This window comes from Micromonospora noduli, from assembly GCF_003264475.1.
Lineage (GTDB): Bacteria > Actinomycetota > Actinomycetes > Mycobacteriales > Micromonosporaceae > Micromonospora > Micromonospora noduli.
This window is the reverse complement of sequence record NZ_PYAC01000008.1, coordinates 240,364-263,651: the sequence shown is the minus strand read 5'-3', so window position 1 is coordinate 263,651 and position 23,288 is coordinate 240,364. Positions and strand designations below refer to the sequence as shown.

Here is a 23,288-nt window from a genome sequence, read left to right as displayed (position 1 = left end):
GTCCACCGAGTCGCCTCCGCGCCGCCGGGGCGCGTCGTGATCACGAGCCGCTGGCGACCGGCCCGAGCAGCGCCACCCTCACTGGGATGGCGCGTCGACGAGATCCGCCGGGTTGAGGTTCAGGGTGGCGAGCAGCCCGGAGTGCTTGGCCGGGTCCACCTGCTCGGGCAGCTCGCGCTCGACCCAGGCGGCCCGGGCCAGCTGACCCCGGTCGCGAAGTGCGGCGACGATTCGGTCCCTGGCGATCCTCATCTGGTACTCCCCTAATTAAGCGTTCGGAACAATTTGCACGGAGGGTGAACCCGAGTGCGCGCGTCGGGCAACCGATCGCCGGAGGCCGGCGACGCGGCGACCGGGTCGGTCGGGACGCGGTCCGCGATCAGCCGACCCGACCGGTGCGTCGAGGCGATGCAGAAGATGAGCGGTAACGCCCTGGCGGGCTGGTGGCGACGGCGTCTGGCGGCCACCGGGGTCCCCCGGGCGACATGTTCACCGTACGCCCTCGCGGCGGCCCGCCGCACCAGCGCCCTGGACCGGCCGGAGGTCAGGGCTCCAGCACCACCTTGCCCGCCCGGCTGCGGTTCTCGGCAAACACCAGTGCCGCGGAGACCTCGCTGAGCGGGTAGCGGGCGGCGATCTGCGGCACGATCACTCCCTGCCGCAGCAGGTCGAGCACGATGCCGAGGTCGGTACGCAGGCGACGGCGGAACGCGGCGCGGCGGGTGAGCTGGCCGGCCCAGAAGTTGTAGAAGCCGGCCCGGTGGCCGTTGGGCAGCGCGTTCCAGGTGTAGAGGCGGGTCAGCAGCTTCACGAAGACCCACACGACCGACTGCCCGGTGCCCACGGCGGCGGCGTTGCCGTAGACGACCAACTTGCCGCCGGGGGCGAGCAGGGCGTACGACGTGCGTACGCCCGGGCCGGCGACCGGGTCGAAGACGGCGTCGACGCCGCCAGGCGACAGCTCGCGGACCCGCGCGGCCATGTCCGGGTCGCGGTAGTCAAGCGGTTCGACGCCGAGTTCGCGCAGCCCGGCGTGGTGCCGTTCGGCGGCGGTGCCGATGACCCGTAGGCCGAGGTGGCGGCCGAGTTGGACGAGCACGCTCCCGACGCCGCCGTTCGCGCCGTGCACGAGGATGGTCTGTCCGACCGTCAGGTCGGCGTCCCGCAGCATCTGCCAGGCGGTCACCCCGTTGACGACGACGGTCTCGGCCGCGGCGGGGTCCAGGCCCACGGGCACCGGAGCCAGGGCGTCGATGTCGACAAGTGCGTGTGTGGCCCAGGCACCGGTCTTGGTGACCGCCGCCACCCGGGTGCCGACCAGTGCGTCGTCGCCGCCGGGACCGACCGCCCGGACGGTGCCGACGAGGTCGTAGCCGGGTACGAACGGGAACTTCGGCTGACCGGGGTAGAGCGCGTGGCGCATCTGCTGCTCGGCGAACGAGATGCCGGTGGCCTCAACCTGGACGAGCGCCTGACCCCGGGCGGGGGTGGGCATCGCACGTCGGTGCAGCCGGAGGCCGTCGGGCTCCACCACGCCGGGCAGCACCACTTCGGTGATCGTCGTCTCGGTGGTCATCGGAGGTTCTCCCTTGTTTGTAAGTGTGCACTCACACACTTGTTGGCCTAAAAGAGTGGGCCGCCGAGGCGGCCCACCATCGGGGTCGGTCAGGGGTGACGGATGCCGGCGGTCAGGGCGCGAGCCCAGGGCTCCGGCACCTGCTCCAGGCCGGCGGTCACGATCAGGTGGCACAACTGGCCGTACGCGAAGAACTGCTGCACCTGCGCGTCGCTGGCCTGGGCCCGACTCTGCACGAAGGTCGCGACCCGCCGGTAGCCGGCCCGCACCGCCTCGGCCACCTCCGGGATGTCCGTGACGGCCTGCGCCTGCACCTGGAAGAGCAGCAGGTCGCGGTCGGCGATCAGCTCCGCGTAGGCACCGCCCATGGCGTCGAGGATCTCCTCCGGGCTGTCACCCCCGGCGCGCTCCGCACCCGCCTCGATCGCGTCGGCGATCCGGTCGAAACACGCCCCGGCCGCCGCCACGAACAGACCGAGCTTCCCGGAGAAGAGCCGGAAGACGTACGCCTCGGAGATGCCGGCGGCGGCAGCCACGGCGGTGACCGGTGTGGCGTGGAAGCCGGCGCGCGCGAACACCGACACCGCGGCGTTTAGGACGGTGACCCGGCGGGCCTCGGCGGTGGATCGCATGTTTGTAAGTGTGCACTCACAAACAAAGGTCGTCAAGTACCCCCTCTGTCGTCAGGGGGCGATGCGCAGCTGCCGGATCGCGGTGTCGTCGTAGTCGCTGAAGCGGTAACGGAGGCCGGCGAACGGGCTGCCGGGAAAGTCGCCGGCGATCGTCGCGGTGACGACGGTGCCGGCGGGAGTGTCCTCGACGTCGGTGATCTCGTACGACACCAGCGGCACGGCGCGACGCCACGCGCGGATGGCCTCGATGCCGCGGTACTCGTTCGACTCGTCCTCGACCACGGCGTCCTCGGCGAAGAGGGCGAAGTAGTCCTCGGAGTCAGGCCGGCCGGCGAGCTCGAAGTAGCGACGGATGATGGCCGGTGCGGCCTGGGCGACGGTCATGGCTGGAGACCTTTCCGGACGTCGCTGGGCAGCGGGAGGTGCACGCCACCAGGACGTCGTATAGTTACTTCTGAAGTAGCACCTACTAACTTCGACATTAGCACCTACTCGGGAGAGGGCGCAGTTGTGGCCGGGAAGATCCGCTTGGAGGACCGCGAATGCCCGCTGTCCAGCGCGCTCGGCCACGTGGGCGAGTGGTGGACGCTGTTGATCCTGCACGACGCGTTCGACGGCTACACCCGGTTCGACCAGTTCCAGGCCAACCTGGGCGTCTCGTCCAGCATCCTGACCAGCCGGCTCAAGGCCCTCACCGGTCAGGGGTTGCTCGAACGTCGCCGTTACCAGACCAGGCCCGACCGCTACGAGTACGTCCTCACCGACCTCGGCCGGAGCCTGCGGCCCGTCGTCGTCGCCCTCGCCGCCTGGGGTAACTCACGCCTCGATCCGAGTGAGCGCAGCATGATCCTCGTCGACCGGACCACCGGACTGGAGGCCGACCCGGTGATCGTGGACCGCAGCACCGGTCGCCCGCTCGACGACGCCGACTTCGTGTTCGCCGCCGGCCCGGCTGCCAGCGAGACCATGCGCAAGCGCTATGAGCACATCCCCACCCGGGCGACTCCGCAGCGGCCCTGACCGGGTCACTCCAGCGGATAGAGGCGGGCCGGGTCGCCGGGTCGAAGGCTGTCCGGCACCTCGTCGGCGCTGCTGGCGGCGATCGAGCCGAGCAGCGCCAACGAGCGGGCGGACTCCGTACCGGGCTCGGCGTGGTAGATCACCAGGAGCTGCCCGTCGGCGCCGGCCACCGCGAGCTTGTCGCAGTACAGGTCGAGGTCGCCCACCTCGGGGTGGTGCAGCCGGCTGACAATGCCCTCCCGTCGACGCACCTCGTGGCGCGCCCAGAGTTGCCGAAAGCAATCGCTCTTGAGTGACAACTCGCCCACCAGTGCCGTCAACCGTGGGTCGTCGGTGGCGCCGCCAGAGTCGGCACGCATCTGCCCCACGACGCTCTGCATCGCCTGCCGCCAGTCGCGGAACAGCTCCCGCTCGGCCTCGTCCAGGAACACCGCGCGGAGCCGGTTGGCACCCGGGGCGAGATTCGGCGACAGCGCCCTCGCCATCGGGTTCGACGCCAGGATGTCGAGGTAGCGATTCTGCACGAAGGCCGGCATGGAGAGCTGCCGCAGCAGGTGCAGGATGCTGGCCGGGACCCGCGCGGCGGCCGGTCGGGACGCCCGGCGCGACCGCGCACGGCTCAACCCGATCATGTACGCGGTCGCCTCCGGATCCAGTCGCAGCACCCCGGCGAGGGCATCGAGGACCTGCACCGAAGGGTGCCGCTCGCGCCCCTGCTCCAATCGGAGGTAGTAGTCGGCGCTGATGCCGGCCAGCATCGCCACCTCCTCGCGCCGCAGCCCCGGCACCCGGCGCAGGCCAACGCCCGGGCCGAGCCCGACGTCCTCGGGCCGGGTCTGCTCCCGGCGGGCGCGCAGGAAGTCGCCGAGCGGGTTCGTTGCGTCCATGCCACCGACGGTAGATCGCCGGGCGGCCCGGTGACTGGCTGTGTCACTACCAGGAACAGCTCGCCCTGCCGCCCGGGCGGCTGCCGACGGACAGTCGTCGGAGGGCCGGTTCCTCACGGCCACAGATGTCACGACGACAACGGACAGAGGATGAAATGAGCGAGAACCTTCCCGGCGGTGCCCTCACCCCCGCTGACGGCCTCACCCTGAGCCGGATGGGCTACGGGGCGATGCAGTTGGCCGGCCCGGGTGTCTTCGGCCCGCCCCGCAACCGCGAGCAGGCGCTCGCCGTGCTCCGCGAGGCCGTCGACCTGGGCGTCCGGCACATCGACACCAGCGACTTCTACGGGCCCGCGGTGGTCAACGAGCTGATCCGCGAGGCGCTTCACCCGTACCCCCAGGGTTTGCACCTGGTCACCAAGGTCGGCGCGCGACGCGGCGCCGACCGCTCCTGGATCCCGGCTCAGGAGCCGGACGACCTCAAGGCCCAGGTTCGGGAGAACCTGGAACACCTCGGCCTGGACGTGCTCGACGTGGTCAACCTGCGGGTAGGCGTCGCGGAGGGCACCACCGGCGAGCCGCTCGGTGCGCAGTTCGCCGCCCTGGCGGAGCTGCGGCAGGAGGGCCTGATCCGGCACCTCGGGCTCAGCAACGTCACGCTCGACCAGCTCACCGAGGCCCAGGCAATCGCGCCGGTGGTCACCGTGCAGAACCTCTACAACGTCGCCAACCGGCAGGACGACGCCCTGGTCGACCGGTGCGCGGCGGAGAACATCGCGTTCGCGGCGTTCTTCCCGCTCGGCGGGTTCACGCCGTTGCAGTCCGACACGCTCGACGGCGTGGCCGCCCGACTGGGTGCCTCACCGCAGCAGGTCGCCCTCGCCTGGCTGCTCCAGCGCTCCCCCACCACCGTGCTGATCCCCGGCACCTCCAGCGTGGCGCACCTGCGGGAGAACATGGCGGCGGCCGACCTGAAACTGCCGACCGACGCCATCGAGGAGCTGGACGCGCTGGCTTCCTAGCTAGTGCTGGTGCGGCCGGTTGCGGATCAGGGTGAGCGCCAGCACTGCGGTGACGAGGAAGACGACGCCGTTGACCCGCAACCCGGCCTGGACGCCGGAGGTCAGTGCCTCCGCGATCGCCGCCCGGACCGGGTCGGGCAGCGGTTGGCCGCCGTTGGCGCCGGAGGCCACCGCAGCCTGCACGGCGGTACGGGTGGGTTCGCCGATCTGGTGCGCGGCGAGCCGGTCCGGCAGGTCGGCCACCATCGTGGTGGTGAGGAGCGTGCCGAGCAGTGACGAGCCGAGCACCGAGCCGACCTGGCGGGCGGCGTTGACCGCGCCGGAGGCCATGCCGGCCTGGGCGGGCGCCACGCTGGCCAACGCCGCCGCCGTCGCCGGGGCCACCACCAGACCGCTGGCCGCACCGAACAACGCGAACAGCGCCCAGCGGTCACCGAACGACGTGGTCGGTCCCTGGTTCGCCAGCGCGAAGCTGGCCACCGCACCGAGGACCAGGCCGAGGGTCAATGGCGCCTTGAATCCGGTACGACGAATCGCGCGCCCGGCGCCGAAGGCGACCAGCACGTACGTGCCGAAGAGCACCAGCATGCGCCAGCCGGTGTCCAGCGGGCTGAGCGCCTGGGCACGTTCGTGGAAGAGGACCAGCAGGATCGCCACGCCGGTGAAACCGAACAGCGACACCGCGCCGACGACCATGACGGCGCTGAACGACGCCGACCGGAACAGCCGTACGTCGAGCATTGGCGCGCTGGCCCGCAGCTCGACCAGGACGAACGCGACAAGTGCGACGACCGCGACGACCCAGGCCGTCAACACCACCGGGCTGGTGTAGCCGATCTTGCCGCCCTGGATCAGCGCGTAGACGGCGGCCGCGATGGCGAAGGTGCCCAGCAGCAGGCCGGGCACGTCGAGTCGGGCGGCGCTCGGCCGGGACTCGGCCACCCCGACGACGGCGACGACGAGGGTGACCAGACCCAGCGCGATGGTCGACAGGTAAACGCTGTGCCACTGGTAGTGCCGCAGCAGGAAGCCGGCGATGAGCGGGCCGATCGCGAGGCCGATGCCGGACGCCGCCGACCACGCGGTGATGACCTCGGTCCGTCGGTGCGGATCGGTGAAGGTCGCGCCGAGGATGGCCAGACTGTTCGGCAGGATCAGGGCCCCGCCGAGGCCGGCGACCAACTGCCCGACGATCACCCACCCGACGGTCGGAGCCCCAGCCACTACGGCTGCGCCGACGATCATCGCGACGACCCCGGCACCGAACATGCGCTTACGCCCGTAGCGGCTGCCCAGGGTGGCCGCGGACAGCACGACGCTAGCCACCATCAGGGTGTAGGCGCTGGGGATCCAGACCAGAGTGGTCGGGTCGACCCGCAGGTCCTGCTGGATCGTGGTCAACGCGGAGACCGTCGCGGTGATCTGGAGGAACGTGATCATCGCGCCCAGGCACATGGCGATCAGGGTCACCGGGCGGGAGCCGCGCAAGGACGAGCGAGCGGTCGCGGCCGGTCCTGGTGGGTTCTTGCCGGTTGGGGTCGCTCCGGGTGGGGTTGGGGCCGTGGCGCTGGTAGTCACTGAAGATCCTTCAGGCCGATGGTCTGACTTGCGTCTGCTGAAGTCAGCGCGACCCAGTGAAGCACCTGGCTAGCCCTCACGCAAGTCAGGTACGCTGAAGGGCATGGAGGACCTACGAGACGATCGCGATTCCTGGACGAGCGAAAACTGCTCGGTGGCCCGGGCGATGGACATCGTGGGCAGCAGGTCGACGGTCCTGATCATGCGCGAGGCCCTGCTCGGCACGCGCCGCTTCGACGACTTCGTCCGCCGGGTCGGCGTCGGCGAGCCCGCCATGGCGGCCCGCCTCAAGGAGATGGTCGCCGCCGAACTGCTCGAACGAATCCCCTACCGGGAGCCCGGGCAGCGCACCCGCCACGAGTACCAACTCACCCGCAAGGGCCGCGAACTCCTGCCCGTCATCACCGCACTGCGCAACTGGGGCGACACCTGGGCCGCCACCGACACCGGCCCGTCCGTCGTCGCCACCCACCACGACTGCGGCGAGCCGATCCGCGCGGTGCTCCGCTGCGCCGCCGGCCACGAGATCGCGGACGGTGACATCGACATCATCGCCGGCCCGGGCCTCGTCCGGCGCGGCTGAAACCCCCTCGCCACGGCCGAACCAGCAGCGCTGCCGCCACCCAGGTCGCGCGGCAACCCCCGGTCCGACAGCTCTTCCTGTCCGCGCACCTTCACCGCGCCCGCCGCCGGGCCTCACCACGCACCCTGCGGCGTTGTCTCGCATGTCATGTCGCGGGCCCTGCGGTCTCGCAGACCCCATCGTCCCCAGGTACGGCATCTGGCACGCCGTCTCGCGCCCCTGATGTACGCCGTCTCGCGTCGCCTGCACGCCGCCGCGCGGAAATGTTTGCCGAAGGGCCACCCTAAGCCGCAGCGGAAGGTCCGAGGTGGTTACGGCACTCACCTACGACCATCCTCCGAAGCGGAACTGTCGGCATGTGTCCAGCCGCGGCGCGGCCTGCCAGGTTCACGCCGGCTGCCGTGAATTCAATCGATCATGGTAACTGAAAGTGTCGTACACCTGTCCTAGTGTCGGGTCATGGTTGAGGAGTTGGCGCTGGCAGACGACGCGATCGCCGCCTGCGTCGATGCCGCCGCCTGGCCGCTCCCGGAGCACGACCTGATCGCCGCGCTCGACGCCGCGCACCGTCTTCAGCAACGCCTCGCCGCCGTCACCCTCACCCTGATCCGTGAGGTCGACGGCCGCGGCACCGCCCGCACCCAAGGAGCCTCCTGCACCGCGGTCTGGCTTCGCGAACGACTACGGCTGACCGTTCCCGCCGCCCGCCGCCTGATCGACCTCGCCACCGCCCTGGACACCGGCAATCCCGGCATCCGACAAGCGCTGGCTGATGGCGCCATCAGCCAAGACCAGGCCCGGGTCATCACCGACACCGTCGACACCGTGAGCAGGTCGGCCGACGCCGAGACCGCCGACAAAGCGGTCGGTGTGCTCGTCGGCTGGGCCGCACAGTTCGACCCCACCCATCTGCGCAAACTCGGCACCCGCATCCTCGACCACGTCGCCCCTGACATCGCCGACGCCGCCGCTCAAGCCGCCCTCGACGCCGAAGCACGCCGCGTCACCCGCGACCGGCACCTCACCCTGTCCGAGCAGACCGACGGCCGACTGCGACTCACCGGCACCCTCGACACCGAAACCGCCGGCCTGCTCCGCGCCGCCATCGACCCACTGACCGCACCATCCGGACCAGACGACACCCGGTCCCCCGGGCAACGCCGCCACGACGCCCTCGCCGACATCTGCCGACTCGCCCTCCGAACCGGCGAGCTGCCCGACAGCGGCGGCGATTCCGCTCAAATCGTCGTCACCACCACCTACGACGCGCTGACCCGACAGCTGAGCAGTGGCACCCTCGACACCGGCCTCAGCCTCACCCCGGAAACGGTGCGCCGACTCGCCTGCGACGCCACCATCCTGCCCACCGTCCTCGGCGGCACCGGCCAGATCCTCGACGTCGGCCGACAACGCCGCCTCATCACCGGGCCACTGCGCCGCGCCCTCGTACTCCGCGACCGCGGCTGCGCGTTCCCCGGCTGCGACCGACCACCCCGCTGGTGCCACGCCCACCACATCCACCACTGGGCCGACGGCGGCCCAACCAGCCTCAGCAACGCCGTCCTCCTCTGCGGCCACCACCACCGACACGTCCACCAGACTGACTGGCTCGTCCGGCTCGGCGACGACGGACACCCGGAGTTCATTCCACCCGCCTGGCTCGACCCCGAACAACTCCCCCGCCGCAACCACTACCACCGACGAACGTAAGAGCAGCCAGCCGGCGCCAACCAGCCCCTCAAACCGGGCAACCACAAACCACGCGTTCCGGGCGGCCGGATTTGCTCCCCGGGGCCGGGGCCGGGCTGGCGCTACGCTTCGCCCGCTCGACGGGGACGCAGCCGCTCCACCGCCTGCTCAACGACGCGGGGAGGCACTTCACCCGTTCAACGCAAGCGGGCTGCTCCCGGGCGCTTGACGGCGCGGGCTACACAGATGCGTCCGTTCCTACACCGCGCCTAGCCGCTCTGCCGATCATGGATCGGTGCCGCAGGTTGTCTTGGCTAGAGTCTCGCCGTGGTTGTGGTCAACATGGTTGAGAAGTTCGGTGTGGACGATGTCCTCGAACGCTCATGGGAGATGCCATCCGAGGTCATCGAGCCGCTGAGCGCGCATGTTGAGGTGGCGCCCGGCGGGTGGGTCGTGAACGTGTGGCCTGTGACGGCGCAGCTTGCCGTCATCGTGCAGCCTTGGGTTGATGAGCCCATTGATGTCGAATCCGATTCCTGGTTCGTCAGCTCTGCGCGAGTCACTGCTTGACGCGAGTCATCGGGTCATCGGAGCCAGATGATGGCGGCGATGAGGACGAGGCCGGCTCGGTAGAGGGCTGCGCCTTTGGCGTATCGGGTCGCCAGGTCGCGCCACTGCTTGAGCCGGCTGAAGCAGCGTTCCACGACATTGCGCTTGCGGTAAACCACCTTGTCGAAGGCCGGCGGTGGCCCGCCGTTGCTGCCCTTCGCGACCGCACGCCTGGCCCACGTCTGCCGGGGCGCACCACTGCCCGCTTCAGGGTGTCGCCAGTCGCCAGGCGCGGACCAGTGCTGGCACGTCGGGGTACCGGGCGGCCGGCGCCTGCCTCGTTGCTCGTTCCACGACCCCGCGCTGCTCGTTGGTGCCCCGCCAGGCCTTTGGTGAATTTGGCCGGCAATCCTGAGGATCGCGCCAGCCCTCCGGCGAATCGAGCAGGTGGTGCAGGGTACGGCCGAGGGCGTGCACGGTGGTCCGTTCGTCGATGACCGAGCCGCGGGCGAACTCCTCCGGCGCCATGTAGCGACGTGAACCTGGCAGCCGATCCGCCGCAAGTACGAACGGGCCGGGCCGGTACTCGTCGAGGTCGATCAGCCGTATCCGGCTGGCGGCGAAGTCGTACAGGAAGCAGCCGTCGTAGAGGTCGACCGCGACCATGCCGACAGCGCTGACGGCGAGGTGGGCGTCGAGGATCGCGTCGAGCGCCACCTCGATCTGCGGGACCGGCAGGTGTTGGAATCGGGTCAGCCCGCTGCGGTCCGCGCCATGCACAGTGGCGTGGTTCAGGACGCTGCCGTCGTACCAGGGGTAGACGAGCGTCGGACCCGCCGCGCCGTGGATCGTCCGGATGGGACGGACGATGGCCGGGTGGCGAACGGCGGCGTGCACCGCGACGGCCCGGTCGAGGGATGCTCGGCCCTCGACCGTGGTGGCCGTCTTGACGAGCCAGCGGCGGCCCGCCTCCTCGACCCCGTAGGACAGGCATCCGGAGTCCTGGGCGTCGAAGACCACAAAGGCCGACTCGACAGACGGCACGGGCAACCGACCAAATGCCATGGATCCCCCAGGTCGGCGCTCTCAAATGACGCGCAAAGTACCCGTTGTGTTACGAGCTTGTTTCCAAGATGACAGCCAGGTTACGGGTGCTTCTCGATGATCGGTACCGATCCTAGGTTTCGGCCACCGTCATCAGTCGTGGCGGCCGGCACCGAACGTGGAGGCAACGACGTGCCACAACCGAACACACATCGGACCGGACGGGCCAGGTACGGGGTCAGCATGCTGGCCGCCGTGGCGCTGACCGCGGCCGGCCTGACCAGCCTGCCCGCCAGCGCCACCGCCGCGCCGGCCGGCAGTGGGCCAACCGCCCGCTACCTCGTCCAACTCGCCGAGGAACCGCTGGCCACCTACACCGGCGGGGTTCCCGGGATCGCGGCGACCAAGCCGGCCGAAGGGGCCAAGCTGAACCGCACGTCCGGGAACGCCAACGCGTACCGGGATCACCTGCGCCAGCAGCGCAAGTCGGTGCTGGACCACGTCGGTGTGCCAGCCGAGCGCACCCGCGTGACCATGGAGACGGCGTTCAACGGCTTCGCCGCCGACCTGACCGGGCCGCAGGCCGCCCGGCTGCGCGCCACCAACGGTGTCCGAGCGGTGTACGAGAGCCAGAAGGTGCACGCCGCCACCTCACACACCCCCGACTACCTGGGCCTGACCGGCAAGGGCGGGGTGTGGAACAAGGAGTTCGGTGGAGACTCCCACGCTGGCGAGGGCGTGATCATCGGGGTCATCGACAGCGGCTACTGGCCGGAGAGCGCGAGCTTCGCGCCGCTGCCCAGCCCGCGCCCCGACCAGGCCGTCATCGACGCCAAGTGGAAGGGCACCTGCGACGTCGGCGTCGAAGCGCCGGTCACCTGCAACAACAAGGTGATCGGGGCGCGCTGGTACAACGACAGCGGCATCGCCGAGGCCTTCCCGGACGACTACTCCTCGCCGCGCGACCGCAACGGCCACGGCACCCACACCGCCAGCACCGCGGCCGGCATCCACGGCGTGCGGGCCACGTCGGGCACCCAGGACCTGGGCATGATCTCCGGCATGGCGCCGGCCGCGCGGTTGGCGATCTACAAGGCTCTGTACGACAACGGGGCGGGCGGCGCGACCGGCACCGACATCGACATCGTGCACGCCATCGACGACGCGGTCGCGGACGGCGTCGACGTGATCAACTACTCGATCGGTGACGACACCGAGCGGTTCGGGGCGGTCGACGCGACGTTCTTCAACGCGGCCGCCGCCGGGGTGTTCGTCGCCGCCGCCGCCGGCAACTCCGGCCCGTTCGCCAACACCGTCGACAACTCGACGCCCTGGCTGACCACGGTGGCCGCGAGCACGACCGACCGGCAGAACACCCGGAAGCTCACCCTCGGCGACGGCACCACCATCGCCGGTGTGGGCATGGGCGACACCGGTGTCGGGCCGGCCCGACTGGTCTTCGCGAAGGACAGCGCGATCAACCCGGACGGCGCCTACGGTGCCGGCCTCTGCGCCGACGACACGTTGGATCCGGCCAAGGTCAAGGGCGCGATCGTGCTCTGCCTTCGGGGCGAGATCCCGCGTACCGACAAGAGCATCGAGGTGGCACGGGCCGGCGGCGTCGGCATGGTGCTGTACAACGACGAGCTGAACTCCCTGAACGCCGACGTGCAGGCCGTGCCGACCGTGCACATCAACGAGGTCGACCTGGCCACGGTCACCGCGTACGTCGCCAAGGGCAACGCCACGGCGACCATCTCGCCGAGCAAGCTGGAGACGGTCGAGGCGCCCGCGGTCGCCGCCTTCTCCTCGGCGGGCCCGTCGAACCTGAATGCCGGTGAGCTGCTCAAGCCGGACATCAGCGCGCCCGGTCAGGACATCGTCGCCGCGTTCTCCCCGTCCATCGGCGGCAACGACTTCGCACTGGAGTCGGGCACCTCGATGGCGGCACCGCACATCGCCGGCATCGCCGCCCTGCTGCTGGCCAAGCACCCCGGCTGGTCGCCGGCGGCGGTCCGCTCGGCGCTGATGACCAGCGCGGTGGACAAGACCGACAAGGGCAACCCGATCAAGATCGGCACGTACGACGCGACTCCGCTGAACTACGGCGCCGGCCAGGTCGAGCCGGGCAGCGCCTTCGACCCGGGCCTGGTCTACGACTCCAACCAGCAGGACTGGATCCAGTACCTGTGCGGGGTTTCCGCCGACCGTGGCGGCGACTACGGGCTCGGCGACCTGGACGGCTGCGACACCATCGGCGCGATCGACACGGCACAGCTCAACTACCCGTCCATTTCGCTGGGCCGGATGGTGGGCAAGCAGAGCGTGACCCGTACGGTCACCAACGTCAGCGACAAGACCAGCACCTACTCCTCGTCTGTGCAGGCCCCGCCGGGCTACCAGGTCACTGTCACCCCGAAGAAGCTGCAGATCCGTCCGGGCAAGAGCGCCCGCTTCACAGTTGAGGTCACCAACACCGGTGGCGCGTTCGACACCTGGGCCGACGGCTCGCTGACCTGGCGCGACCAGTTCAAGCACGCGGTACGCAGCCCGCTGGTCGTGCGCAACTCCGGGTTGGTCGCCCCCGACGCCATCACCGGCAAGGGCACCTTCGGCAGCGTCCGGATCGCCGCCGAGGTCGGCTACCAGGGTCAGCTGATCTCCCAGCTCTCCGGCCTCACCTCGGGCACCAGCAACGTGGTCACCCTCAAGGGCGACGGGCCGAGCTGGGACTGGAGCACGTCGAACAACCTGCCGGTGCCGCTGCCGGCGTCGATCAGCAGGACCACACTGCACGTGCCGGCCGGGACCCGCAGCCCGCTCGTCCAGGTGACGTCGGAGCGGCCCACCTGCTCCCACATCGACTGGGACGACGAGGAGGGGGTGATGGAGTGCACCGAGTTCAGCCTCAACGTCTATGACAAGTACGGGAAGTTCGTCACCGCCACGGCCAGCGGCCGGGACGGCGCCAAGGTGACCCTGCCGGAGGGTGCCGGGGACTACATCGTGGTCGTCGAGCAGGAGTTCACCGAGAACATCACTGACGGCGCGAACGCGTACACCGTGACCAATTACCTGCCGGGCGCGCCGGGTACCTCCACCGGCCGGTTCACCATCGACCCGAAGCAGCGCAGCGTGCGGCCGGGCGCGACGGCGAACCTGACAGTGCGCTGGTTCGGTCTCGCGCCGGGTCAGCGCTACCTCGGGGTGCTGGAGTTCCGCAACGGTGACGGCTCGCTGAAGACCGTGCCGGTCACCGTCCAGTCCTGACCGTGCCAACGGGCCGGCAGGCCGGCATGTGACCCAGGTCACCGCCGGTCCGCCGGCCCACCGTCGCGCCGAGCAGAGGTGATCTGCTCGGCTCACGGTGATCGACGGCGGCGAGGACAAGACACGGGGCGGTGGGAGCCCAACTCCCGTCCGCCCCGAACGTCTGCGCGGGCCCGTCGAGTTCGTCGGCCGGGCGGCGGAGCTGGCCCAGTTACGCCGGCTCGTCGCAACCCCGCCCTGCCTGATCCTGCTGGAGGGTGAGCCCGGGATCGGCAAGAGCCGACTCGTCGCCGAACTGCTCGCCGAACTCCCCGGGCGGCACCTCATCGGCGAGTGCGACGACGTGCCCGAGCCCTTCCCACTCGGCGTGCTGCTGGACGCGATCCGGGGCGCCGCCGACCGACTCGGTCCGCTCAACCCGGTGGCCGGCGCCCTCGCGCCACTGCTGCCCGAACTGGCTGACGTACTGCCGGACGCGCCGCCCCCGTTGACCGACCCGGCGGCCGAGCGACATCGCCTGCTCCGCGCCGTCGCGGCGGTGCTCGCCGCGCTGAGCCCGGCCACGCTGCTGCTGGAGGATCTGCACTGGGCGGACCCGGCGACCTGCGAACTCCTCGCCTACCTGAGCACCCACCCGGTGGAGGGGCTGGCCGTGGTGCTGACCGCGCGTACGGCGACGCCGGGGAGCAGTACGCCGATCCACGACGCCCTGGCGCGGACTCCCCCGTGGAGCGTCACGCGCGTTGCGCTCGGCCCGCTGGACGCCGACGACGTACGCCGGCTGGCGGCCCGCACCCTGCGCCTCGATGATCCGCCGCAGCAACTGACCGCCACCCTGCTCGACCGCACCGCCGGCATCCCGTTCGTGGTCGAGGAGGTGCTGCGGACGCTCGCCGAGCGGGGCGGCGACCCAATGGCCGACGACAGCGTCCCGTTCGTCCTGCGTGACGTGCTGCTCTGGCGGCTGCGCCCGCTCGACGAGGCCACCCGGGAGGTGCTCGGCGCGGCGGCCGTACTGGGGATGACACCCGATCAGCGCATCCTCGCCCCGGTGCTCAGCCTGGACCGGGTGGCGATCGGCGCGGCGTTGACCGCCGCACACCGGGCGGGCCTGCTGCACGACGCCGGGGACGGCCTGCGGTTCCGCCACGACCTGGCCCGCCAGGTGGTGTACGACCTGGTGCCCCGGGAGAGCCGGGAGTGGCTGCACCTGCGGGTGGCGCGGGTGTTGGAGCAGGAGCTGCCGAGACCGGTGGCCCAACTGGCGCACCACTACCGTCGGGCCGGCAGCGGGGCCGACTTCGTGCGCAACGCCGAGGCGGCCGCCGACCTGGCCACCGAGCGCGGCGACGACGCGACCGCCGCCAGCTTCCTGCTCCAGACGATGGACGTCGCCGAGCTGCCCCGGCCGGTACGGGTTCGGCTCGCCGCCAAGCTGGGCCGGTCGGCCATCGACGGACTCAGCCAGGCCGAGGCGATCCCGGTGCTGGAACGGCTGCTCGCCGACCGACGATTGCCGCCGGGCGCCCGAGGTGAGCTGGGCCTGGTGCTCGGGCGGATGCTGCGCCAGCAGGGCGAGGCGCTGCGTGGGTACACCGAGATCGAGCGTGCCGTGCCGTACCTGCGTGCGCCGCGCCGCAAGGCCCCGGCGCTCGCGGTGCTGGCGGCCCCCGACACCGTCGTCGGCCGGCACGTCGACGACCACCTGGCCCGCTGCGCGGAGGCGGAGACCGCCGCCGCGGCCAGCGGGGATCCGGCGGCGCACCTCGCGGTCCGCATCGCCCGAGCCTCCCTGCTGCTGGAGCTGGGCGACCCGGCGGCCTGGGCGATCATCTCCGAGCTGCGCGCTTCCGCCGAGTTGGCCGACCGGCCCCGCGAGCACGCGCGGGCCTGCCTGAACTGGGCGCAGGGCGCGCTGCACGCCGGTCACCCGGAGCAGGCCGAAGCGTTGCTGGCGGCCGGTCGGGCGCTGGTCGACGAGACCGGGTACGAGCGGCTGACGTCCCTGGTGGAGGCGACCGAACTGTCGCTGGACCGGGCCGCCGGCCGACTGGACGGGCTCGCCGAGCGGCTCCGCCGGTTGATCGCCAGCAGCGAGCGGATGCCGGTCACCCTCCTGGACGCGCGGGCCGAACTGGCGACCGTGCTGGCGCTCACGGCCGCCGCCGAACGAGCTGGCAGGGAATACGCCAGCCCCGTCAGCCGCACCGAGGGATGCGCCGTGCTTGGCGGCGGCAACAGAGGCCGCAACGAGGTGGAGTCGGCCAAGCGGGCGCTGCGCGAGGTGGTCGCCGACGCCCGGCGGGTGGGCGCGATCTGGCCGCTGGTGCAGGCACTCTCGGCGCTGGCCCGACTGACGGTGGCCGGGCGACCGGACGAGGCGGTCCGACACGCGGCGGAGGCGCTGTCTGTGGTACGCGGAAAGGGCATCCTGGCGTGGGCCGCCGACGCGGTGCTGGTGCTGGCCGAGGCCGCAGCCGCGCAAGGTGAACCGGCGCGGGCCGCGGCGGCCGTCGCCGAACTGGAAGCCGGGATCGCCGGCCGTGACACGCCCCTCGCCCGGGCCGCCCTGCGCCAATGCCGCGACCTCGTCCCGGCCTGAACCGGCCAGACGGATGGTGCGGGTGGGGGACCGCCCGGTCCGTCTCCAGAGGTCTGCGGCATTACCGGCTCGGTCGCCGCGCCGGGTGCGGCGCAACAGCGGCCCGCCCGGTGTCAGCGGACGATCCGCACCACCTGTTCGGCCTGGGCGAATTCGCAGTTCGCCCCCGGACAGGCGGAGATCGACGCCAGCAGCAGCGCCTCGCCGGTGCGGAACGGAACGCCGGCGACATCGGCCGGGAAGAACGCCGACAACGGCTGTGCCTGACCGGTACAGGTCCAGGCAGGGTACTGCGGTTCGGACGCGTAGGCGATGCGGTTGCCGACCGCCTGGGTGATTCTGGCACGCACCTCGCCGGAGGCGCCCTCGTCACAGGTCACCACGTAGTCCAGGCGCACACCGGCGCCCTTGGCCACCAGGGTCACCGAGCTGATCTGGAGGGTGGGGGTGGCGGCGGCCGCCGGAGCGGCGCCAACGAGCACGAGCATCGGCAACACGAGGGCCAGGGTCATCGCGGTCAAGCGGCGGGTGCGTGGCATCGGACGGGCTCCGTCTCCGGGTGGCCCACCCGCCCGGAATGGACGGAGGACGACCGAGTCACATCATCGACCCCCGTCACTGACTCAGTCAACGCCCGGGCGCGCTGACCTCGACCTTTCGGTCGCGGGCCCGCCAGCCCTCCCGGCGGCGGGGCAGGGAAACCGAGGTGGCGGGCCGCCGCCGCAACCTGGCCGGCGGCCCGCCACAGTGGATCAGAGGGTGACCTGGTGCACCCGGTCGTCGACGCCGCGTACCGCCAGCCAGGCGCTGCCGTTGGCACCGGCGGCGGCCCCGGGCGCACCCCGGAACGCGTCGGTGGCGAACTCACCGCGCCGGAACCAGCCGCCCCAGGCGCCGTCGGCCAGGTTGCGCTGCCAGAGCCGGTTGTCGGCGGCCAGCGCGAACAGGTAGACCCGGCCGGAGGTGGCGAGCAGGGTCGGGCTGCCGCTGGTGGTGCCGCCCAGGTTGGTCCAGGCCGACCAGGTGGTGCCGGCCCGGCTGCTCCACCAGACCTCGTCGGTGCGGCTGCGGACCGCCACGTGCAGCACGCCGGCGTCGTCGACGACCGCGCTCGGCCGACCGTAGAACGGCCGGCTCTCGGGAGCCCCAACGCCGGTCCAGCCGGCGTTCGGCGTACGCGACCAGAGCTTGCCGTCGGCACCGCGGGCGACGAGGGTCCACTGCGTCGGGTTGGTCCAGGCCACAGTGGGCGCGTCGGTCAGCGTGCCACCGAGGCTGCGCCACGGCCCCCAGTTGCCGGCGACGTAACTGCGCTGCCAGGCCGCGTTGTCGGTGCCGCGGACGAAGACGTCGAGCCGCCCGTCGGCGGAGCCGTACGCCGCCGGCTGACCGAGGATCCGGCCGCCGACCGGGCCGCCGAGGGAGGCCCACCGGCTTTCCCAGGTCGTACCGGTGCGGGTGTTGACGGCCAGCGCACCGGAAGCGTCGCGGACGAAGGCGGTGGCGTGCGTGTCGTCCACCCGGACCAGCGCCGGGCTTGCGCTGGCGGTGCCACCGAGGTCGGCGCCGGCGACCTGGTCGGTGCCGGTCAGGCCGAGCATGGCCACCCCGTGCGCCGGCACCTCGACGGTGTACGAGCCGGTGAACGGCTGTACGCCCGGGGTGCCCGGTTGGGCGTCCACGTTGGAACGGGACCACAGGTCACGGACCCGAACCGACCCGCCGAGGGCGACGTCGGCGAAGTTCACGGTGATCTGCTGGGCGGTGTCGTGCCGGTTGAGCAGCGCGACCGCCCGCTTTCCGGAGCCGGCGAGCACCTTGCTCCACACCTGTGCGTCGGTGCCGGTGTCGGCGACCTTGACGCCCTGCCGGACCAGCGGGTCCTGGTCCACCGCAATGATCTCCGGGTTCGTCAGCGCCGAGATCATCTCCTTCGGCAGGCCACGCGGGTCGGAGCCGATCACCAGCGGCGCGGCCATGATGGCCCACATGCCGAGCTGCGTCTTGGACTCGTCCAGGCTCAACTCGTACCCGCCGTCGGGCAGTGGACGCATCGGCAGCAGGTAGTCCGGGTCGTTGTAGTGCCCCGGCCCGGTGGCCGCCGGGTGGTACGCGTTGACGTCCATGTTGCGCAGCACCCACGGGTACGCCCACTGCGGGGACGGGTCGGTGAGCCCCACGTCGGTGTAGGTCCGCCAGGAGTCGGCGACGGTGGGCGCGTACGTGTAGCTCCAGGTGGAGAGCTGCTCCGGGGTGTACGGGCCGCCACCCCAGTCCGAGCTGACCGGGTTGCAGATGTTGAGCAGCATCGGCCGCGGCGACTGGCGTACCGCCTCGGCCAGCTCACGGAAGGTGGTCTCGGGGTCGAGGCCGGCGGCGCGGCCGCAGAGCCAGTCGGCCTTCAGCGCGTCGAAGCCCCAGCCGGCGAACTGGGCGATGTCCGCCCGGTAGTGGCCGTTGCTGCCGAGCCCACACTGCCCCGGCAGGTACGGGCCGGCGTCGGTGTAGATGCCGGCCTTCATCCCCTTGCTGTGGATGTACGCGGCCAGCGCGGCCATTCCACCGGGGAAGCGGGCCGGGTCGGCGACGAGCTGACCGGCCTCGTTACGCGGGGTGGGCGCCGCCCAGTTGCCGTCGATCCAGACGTAGGTGTAGCCGGCATCCCGCAGGCCACTGTTGACCATGTAGTCGGTGACCGACCGTACTTCGGCCTCGGTGGGATCGCCACCGAGACCGAAGTAGGTGTTCCAGCCCTGGTAGGGCGTCGGGGCGAGCCCGCTGTTGAAGAAGGTCGGCGCGCCCTGGTCCTCGGTGCCGGTGGCCGCCGGGGCGTGACCGGGGTGGCCGGGCCCGTGGCCGGCCTGTGGTGGGTCGGCGTGGGGTGGGCCGGCCATCGCCGGCATCGGGCTGGCCAGGCCCAGGCCGAGCACGGCCAGCGCAGCGGTCAGCTGTCGGTTCAGGCGCATGGAGGTACTCCTGTCCCTCGGGGGTGGGGGTGGTGGTGCTCCGATCTCAGTCGCGGGTCAGCACGATGAGGTCGGCGTCGTGGGTCGCGCTCCACTGCACGGGCAGGCCGACGGTGGCGAGGTGGCTGCCGGAGTAGTGCCGATCGCCGTGCGAGTAACGGGCCGCCGGGTCGAGGCCGCGCAGAGGCAACCGGACCGGGCGGGACGGAAGCAGCCCGGCGCCGTCGAGCCGGCCGGTGTGCCAGGCCAGGACGACCACCTGGTTCTCGTCCGGCGCGGTGTACTGCACCGCACAGCGGGCCTGGTCGGGGCCACCGATCAGGTGCACGTCACCACGCGTGACGACGTCCCGGATCTCCTTGTAGCGGGCGATCCAGCCGGCCGCCTCGGCCCGCTCGGCGGGGGTCCACGCCCGGATGTCCGCGCCGATGCCGAGCACACCGGCCATCGCCAGGACGAACCGGAACGCCAGCGATCGGGGGCGACTGTCGAACAGGCCGGGCGCGTCGGTGACCCAGGAGCTGAGCAGGTGCGGGGCGTTGGCGTGCAGGAAGCCGTACTGGATGGCCAGCCGGTCCAGCGGGCCCGTGTTGTCGCTGGGCCAGAAGACGTCGGCCCGGGCGGCCATCGCCAGGTCGGTCCGCGCGCCCCCGCCGGCGCACGCCTCGATCAGCACACCGGGATGGTCCCGGCGCAGCCGCTCGTAGATCCGGTGCAGGTTCGCGACGTGCGCGCCGTCCAGGTCGAGCGGGCTCACCCCGCCGGACCGACCCGGCTCGGTACGCGGCCGGTTGAAGTCCCACTTCAGGTAGTCGATGTCGTACCGGCGCAGCAGGCCGTCGACTGTGGAGTGGACGAACTCGGCGACCTCCGGCCGGCCCAGGTCGAGCAGGTACTGGTTGCGGACCGGGGTGAGCGGTCGGCCGTCGACGGAGTAGACCCAGTCCGGGTGCTCGGCGTACAGGGAGGACTTCGGGTTGACGCACTCCGGCTCGACCCAGAGCCCGAAGTTCAGCCCGAGGGCGCGGACGTCGGCGATGAAGGTGTCGAACCCGGCCGGGAACTTCGCCGGGTCGGGCGTCCAGTCGCCCAGGCCGGCGGTGTCGTCGTCGCGGCCCACGAACCAGCCGTCGTCCACGACGAACGTCTCCACGCCCAGCTCGGCGGCGATCCGGGCGAGCGCGAGCTGGCTCTGCGCCTCGACGGCGAAGTAGGTCGCCTCCCAGGAGTTGTAGAGCACCGGGCGAGGGCTGAGCCGGTCGGCGGCCAGCAACCGCTGGTGGGTGTGCCAGACCCGGGCCAGCCCGTCCAGGCCGTCCGGGCTGTACGCGCCGGTGGCCACCGGCAGTGTCAACCGCTCGCCCGCGGCCATCTCCAGCGGGCCGTCAACCAGTTGACGGCCGACCCGGACCCGGGTCAGGCCGCCGGTGTCCCGCTCGGCGCTGATCTCCCACGAGCCGGTCCAGGCCAGCGCCATCCCCCAGGCCGGACCGGCCGGCTCGGCGGTGTCGCGCACGGCCAGCCACGGCACGTGCAGATGCCCGGGTACGCCCTGGGAACTGCCGATGCTGAACGTGCCGTGGCCCAGCTCGACGTGGGAGAGCTGGAACTCCTGCTCCCACTGACCCCACTGGTGGCTGAGCAGCGCGCCGTGCGGCGTCGGTACGCAGAACCCGCCCGATCCGGCCCGGACGACCCGCAGCGCGTCGGCGCCGTCGTTGGCCAGTTCGACCCAGCGCTGCACCACATCGGTGCCGGCGGGCACCCGGTAGTGCACTGTGGCGCGCAGCCCGGTGACCGGGTCGGCGAAGTCCACGGCCAGCTCCCGCTGGTCGGCGTCAATGCGCGCGTCGGTGTGCACGAAGCCCACCCGGCGCTGCCCGTTCGAGGTCTCGATCACCAGGTCGGCGCCGGTGAACGGGCGGTCGGCGTCGGTGGCGTACTCGATGGGGGCCGCGTCGCCGGCGGTGAGGAACGGGACCGGGCCGTCGTAGGCGACCGGCGAGGGCCCGTCGGAGACGCCGTGCGGCCCCCACGCGACAAGTTCCAGCCAGCGACAGTGCGCGGGCACCGTCACTGTGTACTCGGTGTGCGTGCCCCGCAGCGTCCAGCGCTGCCCGGCCTCGGCGGTCACTTGACCGCTCCGAGCGCCAGGCCGGAGACGAAGTGCCGCTGGAAGCGAAGGAACACCGCGACGGTGGGCACGGCCGCGATGACCGTACCGGCGGCGATGACGTTCCAGGACGAGACGAACTGGCCCTGGAGGGCGAGCAGCGCCGGGGTGACCGGCATGTTGTCATCGGTACGCAGCACGGTGATCGCCCAGAGCAGATCGTTGAAGATCCAGGTGAAGGAGAGCGCCCCGAGAGCGGCCAGCGCGGGTCGGGTCAGCGGCAGCATCACCCGGGTGAAGATCTGCGCCGTGCCGGCACCGTCGATGGTGGCCGCCTCCTGGATCTCGCCCGGCAGGTCCCGCATGAAGCCGTGCAGGACGAACGTGTAGAAGCCGAGCCCGAAGCCGACCTGCACCGCGATCAACGCCCAGAGCGTGTCGTACAGGCCGGTCAGCTCGCTGAACTTGGCCACCGGGATGAGCAGGATCTGCGGTGGGAGCAGGTTGCCGGCGAGCATCAGCAGCAGGATCGTGCGCCGTCCGGGGATCCGGAAGCGACTCAGCGCGAACGCGGCCATCGCGGCCAACCCCAGGCTCAGCGCCACCGACGGGACGGTGACCAGCATGCTGTTTATCAGCGCCCGCAGCTCGCCGCCGTCGGTCCACGCCTGCCGGTAGGTGTCCAGCGTGAACGACCGGGGCAGGCTGCCCACGCCGTGCGCGGCGATGTCGTCGAACGACCGGGTGGACATCACCACCACCCAGAGCACCGGGCCCAGCCAGAGCAGCGAGAGCAGGATCATGCCGGTGTGGAAGGCCCCGGTACGGAGCTTGTTCATGACGCTTCCTCCCGGAACGCGCGGACCAGGTAGCCGAGGATGACGGCCAGCGCGAGCACGAAGATCACGACAGCGATCGCCGAGGCGTAGCCCAGCCGCAGGCTCTGGAACGCTGTCGAGTACATGTAGGTGCTGAGCAGCTCGGACGAGTGGTACGGCCCGCCCTTGGTCAGCGACCAGACAATGTCGAACGAGCGCAGCGAGTCGATCACGATGACCGACAGCACCACTGCGTTGACCCCCTTGAGCTGGGGAATCGTGACGTGCCGTAGCCGCTGCCAGGCGTTGGCGCCGTCCATCCGGGCCGCCTCGTGCAGCGCCGGATCAATCGCCTTCAAACCGGCCAGGAACAGCACCATCACGTACCCGATCTGCCGCCACAGCGCGGGCAGGATCACCGCGTACAGGGCGGTCTGCGGGTCGGCGAGCCAGGGCCGGATCAGCTGTTCCAGGCCGACCGCCCGCAGCAGCGTGTCGGCGATGCCGTCGGGCTGGTAGAAGACCCGCCAGACCAGCGCGGTCACCACCAGCGAGAACACCACAGGGGTGAACAACGCGGCCCGGTAGAAGCCGACCCAGCGCCGCTCCTTCTGCAGGACGAGCGCCATGCCGAAGCCACCCAGCACGGAGAGGCCGCCGAAGAGCACCAGCCAGATCACCGTGTTGACCAGCGCACCCCGGAAGGTGGCGTCGCCGGCCAACTCGACGTAGTTGTCGGCGCCGACGAAGGTCGGCGGTGTCATCCCGTCCCAGCGGGTGAGAGAGAACCAGAAGCCCTGGATCGCCGGCCAGAAGACCCAGACGCTCTCGACCGCGAACGGCACGAGGACGAACGCCACCAGCAGCGGCGACAGTCGAGCCGACCGTCGCCGCCGCCGGGTGGGGGTGACCGAAGTCGTGGAGATCGTTGCTGTCACG

The 23,288-nt window shown here is 71.4% G+C and carries 19 protein-coding genes and 1 pseudogene; 7 read left to right on the top strand and 13 right to left on the bottom strand.

Going from position 1 to position 23,288, the window contains the following annotated elements:
- Window positions 1-78 precede the first annotated feature (78 nt).
- The 4 genes from MED15_RS33435 to MED15_RS11620 all read right to left on the bottom strand — a co-directional run bounded on the left by MED15_RS33435 (window position 79) and on the right by MED15_RS11620 (window position 2,592).
- Window positions 79-252, bottom strand: coding sequence for a hypothetical protein (locus MED15_RS33435; protein WP_167362336.1), 174 nt, complete (start codon window positions 250-252; stop codon window positions 79-81).
- Between the two features lie 292 nt (window positions 253-544).
- Complete coding sequence (locus MED15_RS11630) at window positions 545-1,576, bottom strand: medium chain dehydrogenase/reductase family protein (RefSeq protein WP_112735580.1); 1,032 nt, start codon at window positions 1,574-1,576, stop codon at window positions 545-547.
- 89 nt (window positions 1,577-1,665) lie between these two features.
- Window positions 1,666-2,208 (bottom strand): TetR/AcrR family transcriptional regulator, encoded by a 543-nt coding sequence (locus tag MED15_RS11625; RefSeq protein ID WP_112603669.1) that lies wholly within the window; start codon window positions 2,206-2,208, stop codon window positions 1,666-1,668.
- Between the two features lie 51 nt (window positions 2,209-2,259).
- Window positions 2,260-2,592: a nuclear transport factor 2 family protein gene (locus MED15_RS11620; RefSeq protein ID WP_112725932.1), complete on the bottom strand. Its 333-nt coding sequence runs from the start codon at window positions 2,590-2,592 to the stop codon at window positions 2,260-2,262.
- 144 nt (window positions 2,593-2,736) lie between these two features.
- Between MED15_RS11620 and MED15_RS11615 the strand changes: the two genes are divergently transcribed.
- Entirely contained in the window at window positions 2,737-3,228 is a 492-nt protein-coding gene (locus tag MED15_RS11615; protein WP_208646615.1) for a winged helix-turn-helix transcriptional regulator, read from the top strand.
- Window positions 3,229-3,233: 5 nt separating this feature from the next.
- Here MED15_RS11615 and MED15_RS11610 read toward each other — a convergent pair whose 3' ends face one another.
- Entirely contained in the window at window positions 3,234-4,115 is an 882-nt protein-coding gene (locus MED15_RS11610) for a helix-turn-helix domain-containing protein (protein WP_112603665.1), read from the bottom strand.
- Window positions 4,116-4,270: 155 nt separating this feature from the next.
- On the opposite strand from MED15_RS11610, the gene MED15_RS11605 reads away from it, so the two are divergent.
- Window positions 4,271-5,137 (top strand): oxidoreductase, encoded by an 867-nt coding sequence (locus MED15_RS11605; RefSeq protein WP_112677755.1) that lies wholly within the window; start codon window positions 4,271-4,273, stop codon window positions 5,135-5,137.
- On the opposite strand, the gene MED15_RS11600 is transcribed toward MED15_RS11605, so the two are convergent.
- Window positions 5,138-6,715 carry an MFS transporter gene (locus MED15_RS11600; protein ID WP_244220437.1) on the bottom strand — a complete coding sequence of 526 codons (1,578 nt, stop codon included), beginning with the start codon at window positions 6,713-6,715 and terminating at the stop codon, window positions 5,138-5,140. It lies immediately after the preceding gene.
- A 103-nt stretch (window positions 6,716-6,818) separates the two neighbouring features.
- Here MED15_RS11600 and MED15_RS11595 point away from each other — a divergent pair, with 103 nt between their 5' ends.
- The 3 genes from MED15_RS11595 (at window position 6,819) to MED15_RS11585 (ending at window position 9,557) form a co-directional block, all read left to right on the top strand.
- Window positions 6,819-7,298 (top strand): winged helix-turn-helix transcriptional regulator, encoded by a 480-nt coding sequence (locus MED15_RS11595; RefSeq protein ID WP_112581743.1) that lies wholly within the window; start codon window positions 6,819-6,821, stop codon window positions 7,296-7,298.
- Window positions 7,299-7,757: 459 nt separating this feature from the next.
- A complete protein-coding gene (locus tag MED15_RS11590) occupies window positions 7,758-9,008 on the top strand; it encodes an HNH endonuclease signature motif containing protein (protein WP_112735578.1) in 1,251 nt (416 codons plus the stop codon).
- Between the two features lie 306 nt (window positions 9,009-9,314).
- Window positions 9,315-9,557: a hypothetical protein gene (locus MED15_RS11585; protein WP_112603659.1), complete on the top strand. Its 243-nt coding sequence runs from the start codon at window positions 9,315-9,317 to the stop codon at window positions 9,555-9,557.
- Between the two features lie 14 nt (window positions 9,558-9,571).
- Here the strand turns inward: MED15_RS11585 and MED15_RS11580 are convergent.
- Together MED15_RS11580 and MED15_RS11575 are read right to left on the bottom strand one after the other, a co-directional pair.
- Window positions 9,572-9,772 (bottom strand): annotated as a pseudogene (locus MED15_RS11580) (transposase); the annotation flags it as partial.
- Between the two features lie 31 nt (window positions 9,773-9,803).
- Window positions 9,804-10,580, bottom strand: coding sequence for a protein kinase family protein (locus MED15_RS11575; RefSeq protein ID WP_244220436.1), 777 nt, complete (start codon window positions 10,578-10,580; stop codon window positions 9,804-9,806).
- Between the two features lie 192 nt (window positions 10,581-10,772).
- Between MED15_RS11575 and MED15_RS11570 the strand changes: the two genes are divergently transcribed.
- Together MED15_RS11570 and MED15_RS11565 are read left to right on the top strand one after the other, a co-directional pair.
- The gene (locus MED15_RS11570) at window positions 10,773-13,850 is read left to right on the top strand and encodes a S8 family serine peptidase (protein ID WP_208646614.1); all 3,078 of its coding nucleotides are present in this window, start codon (window positions 10,773-10,775) and stop codon (window positions 13,848-13,850) included.
- Between the two features lie 97 nt (window positions 13,851-13,947).
- Window positions 13,948-16,452 carry an ATP-binding protein gene (locus MED15_RS11565; RefSeq protein WP_112725927.1) on the top strand — a complete coding sequence of 835 codons (2,505 nt, stop codon included), beginning with the start codon at window positions 13,948-13,950 and terminating at the stop codon, window positions 16,450-16,452.
- 113 nt (window positions 16,453-16,565) lie between these two features.
- Here the strand turns inward: MED15_RS11565 and MED15_RS11560 are convergent, their stop codons facing one another.
- The 5 genes from MED15_RS11560 to MED15_RS11540 all read right to left on the bottom strand — a co-directional run bounded on the left by MED15_RS11560 (window position 16,566) and on the right by MED15_RS11540 (window position 23,287).
- Entirely contained in the window at window positions 16,566-16,991 is a 426-nt protein-coding gene (locus MED15_RS11560) for a hypothetical protein (RefSeq protein ID WP_112581748.1), read from the bottom strand.
- 213 nt (window positions 16,992-17,204) lie between these two features.
- A complete protein-coding gene (locus MED15_RS11555; RefSeq protein WP_112735572.1) occupies window positions 17,205-19,418 on the bottom strand; it encodes a DUF8189 domain-containing protein in 2,214 nt (737 codons plus the stop codon).
- Between the two features lie 46 nt (window positions 19,419-19,464).
- Window positions 19,465-21,552, bottom strand: a complete 2,088-nt coding sequence (locus MED15_RS11550) for an alpha-galactosidase (RefSeq protein ID WP_112735570.1) — start codon at window positions 21,550-21,552, stop codon at window positions 19,465-19,467.
- Window positions 21,549-22,370: a carbohydrate ABC transporter permease gene (locus tag MED15_RS11545; protein WP_112581751.1), complete on the bottom strand. Its 822-nt coding sequence runs from the start codon at window positions 22,368-22,370 to the stop codon at window positions 21,549-21,551. Before MED15_RS11545 ends, MED15_RS11550 begins: the two co-directional genes overlap by 4 nt.
- The gene (locus MED15_RS11540) at window positions 22,367-23,287 is read right to left on the bottom strand and encodes a carbohydrate ABC transporter permease (protein ID WP_112581752.1); all 921 of its coding nucleotides are present in this window, start codon (window positions 23,285-23,287) and stop codon (window positions 22,367-22,369) included. Before MED15_RS11540 ends, MED15_RS11545 begins: the two co-directional genes overlap by 4 nt.
- Window position 23,288 lies beyond the last annotated feature (1 nt).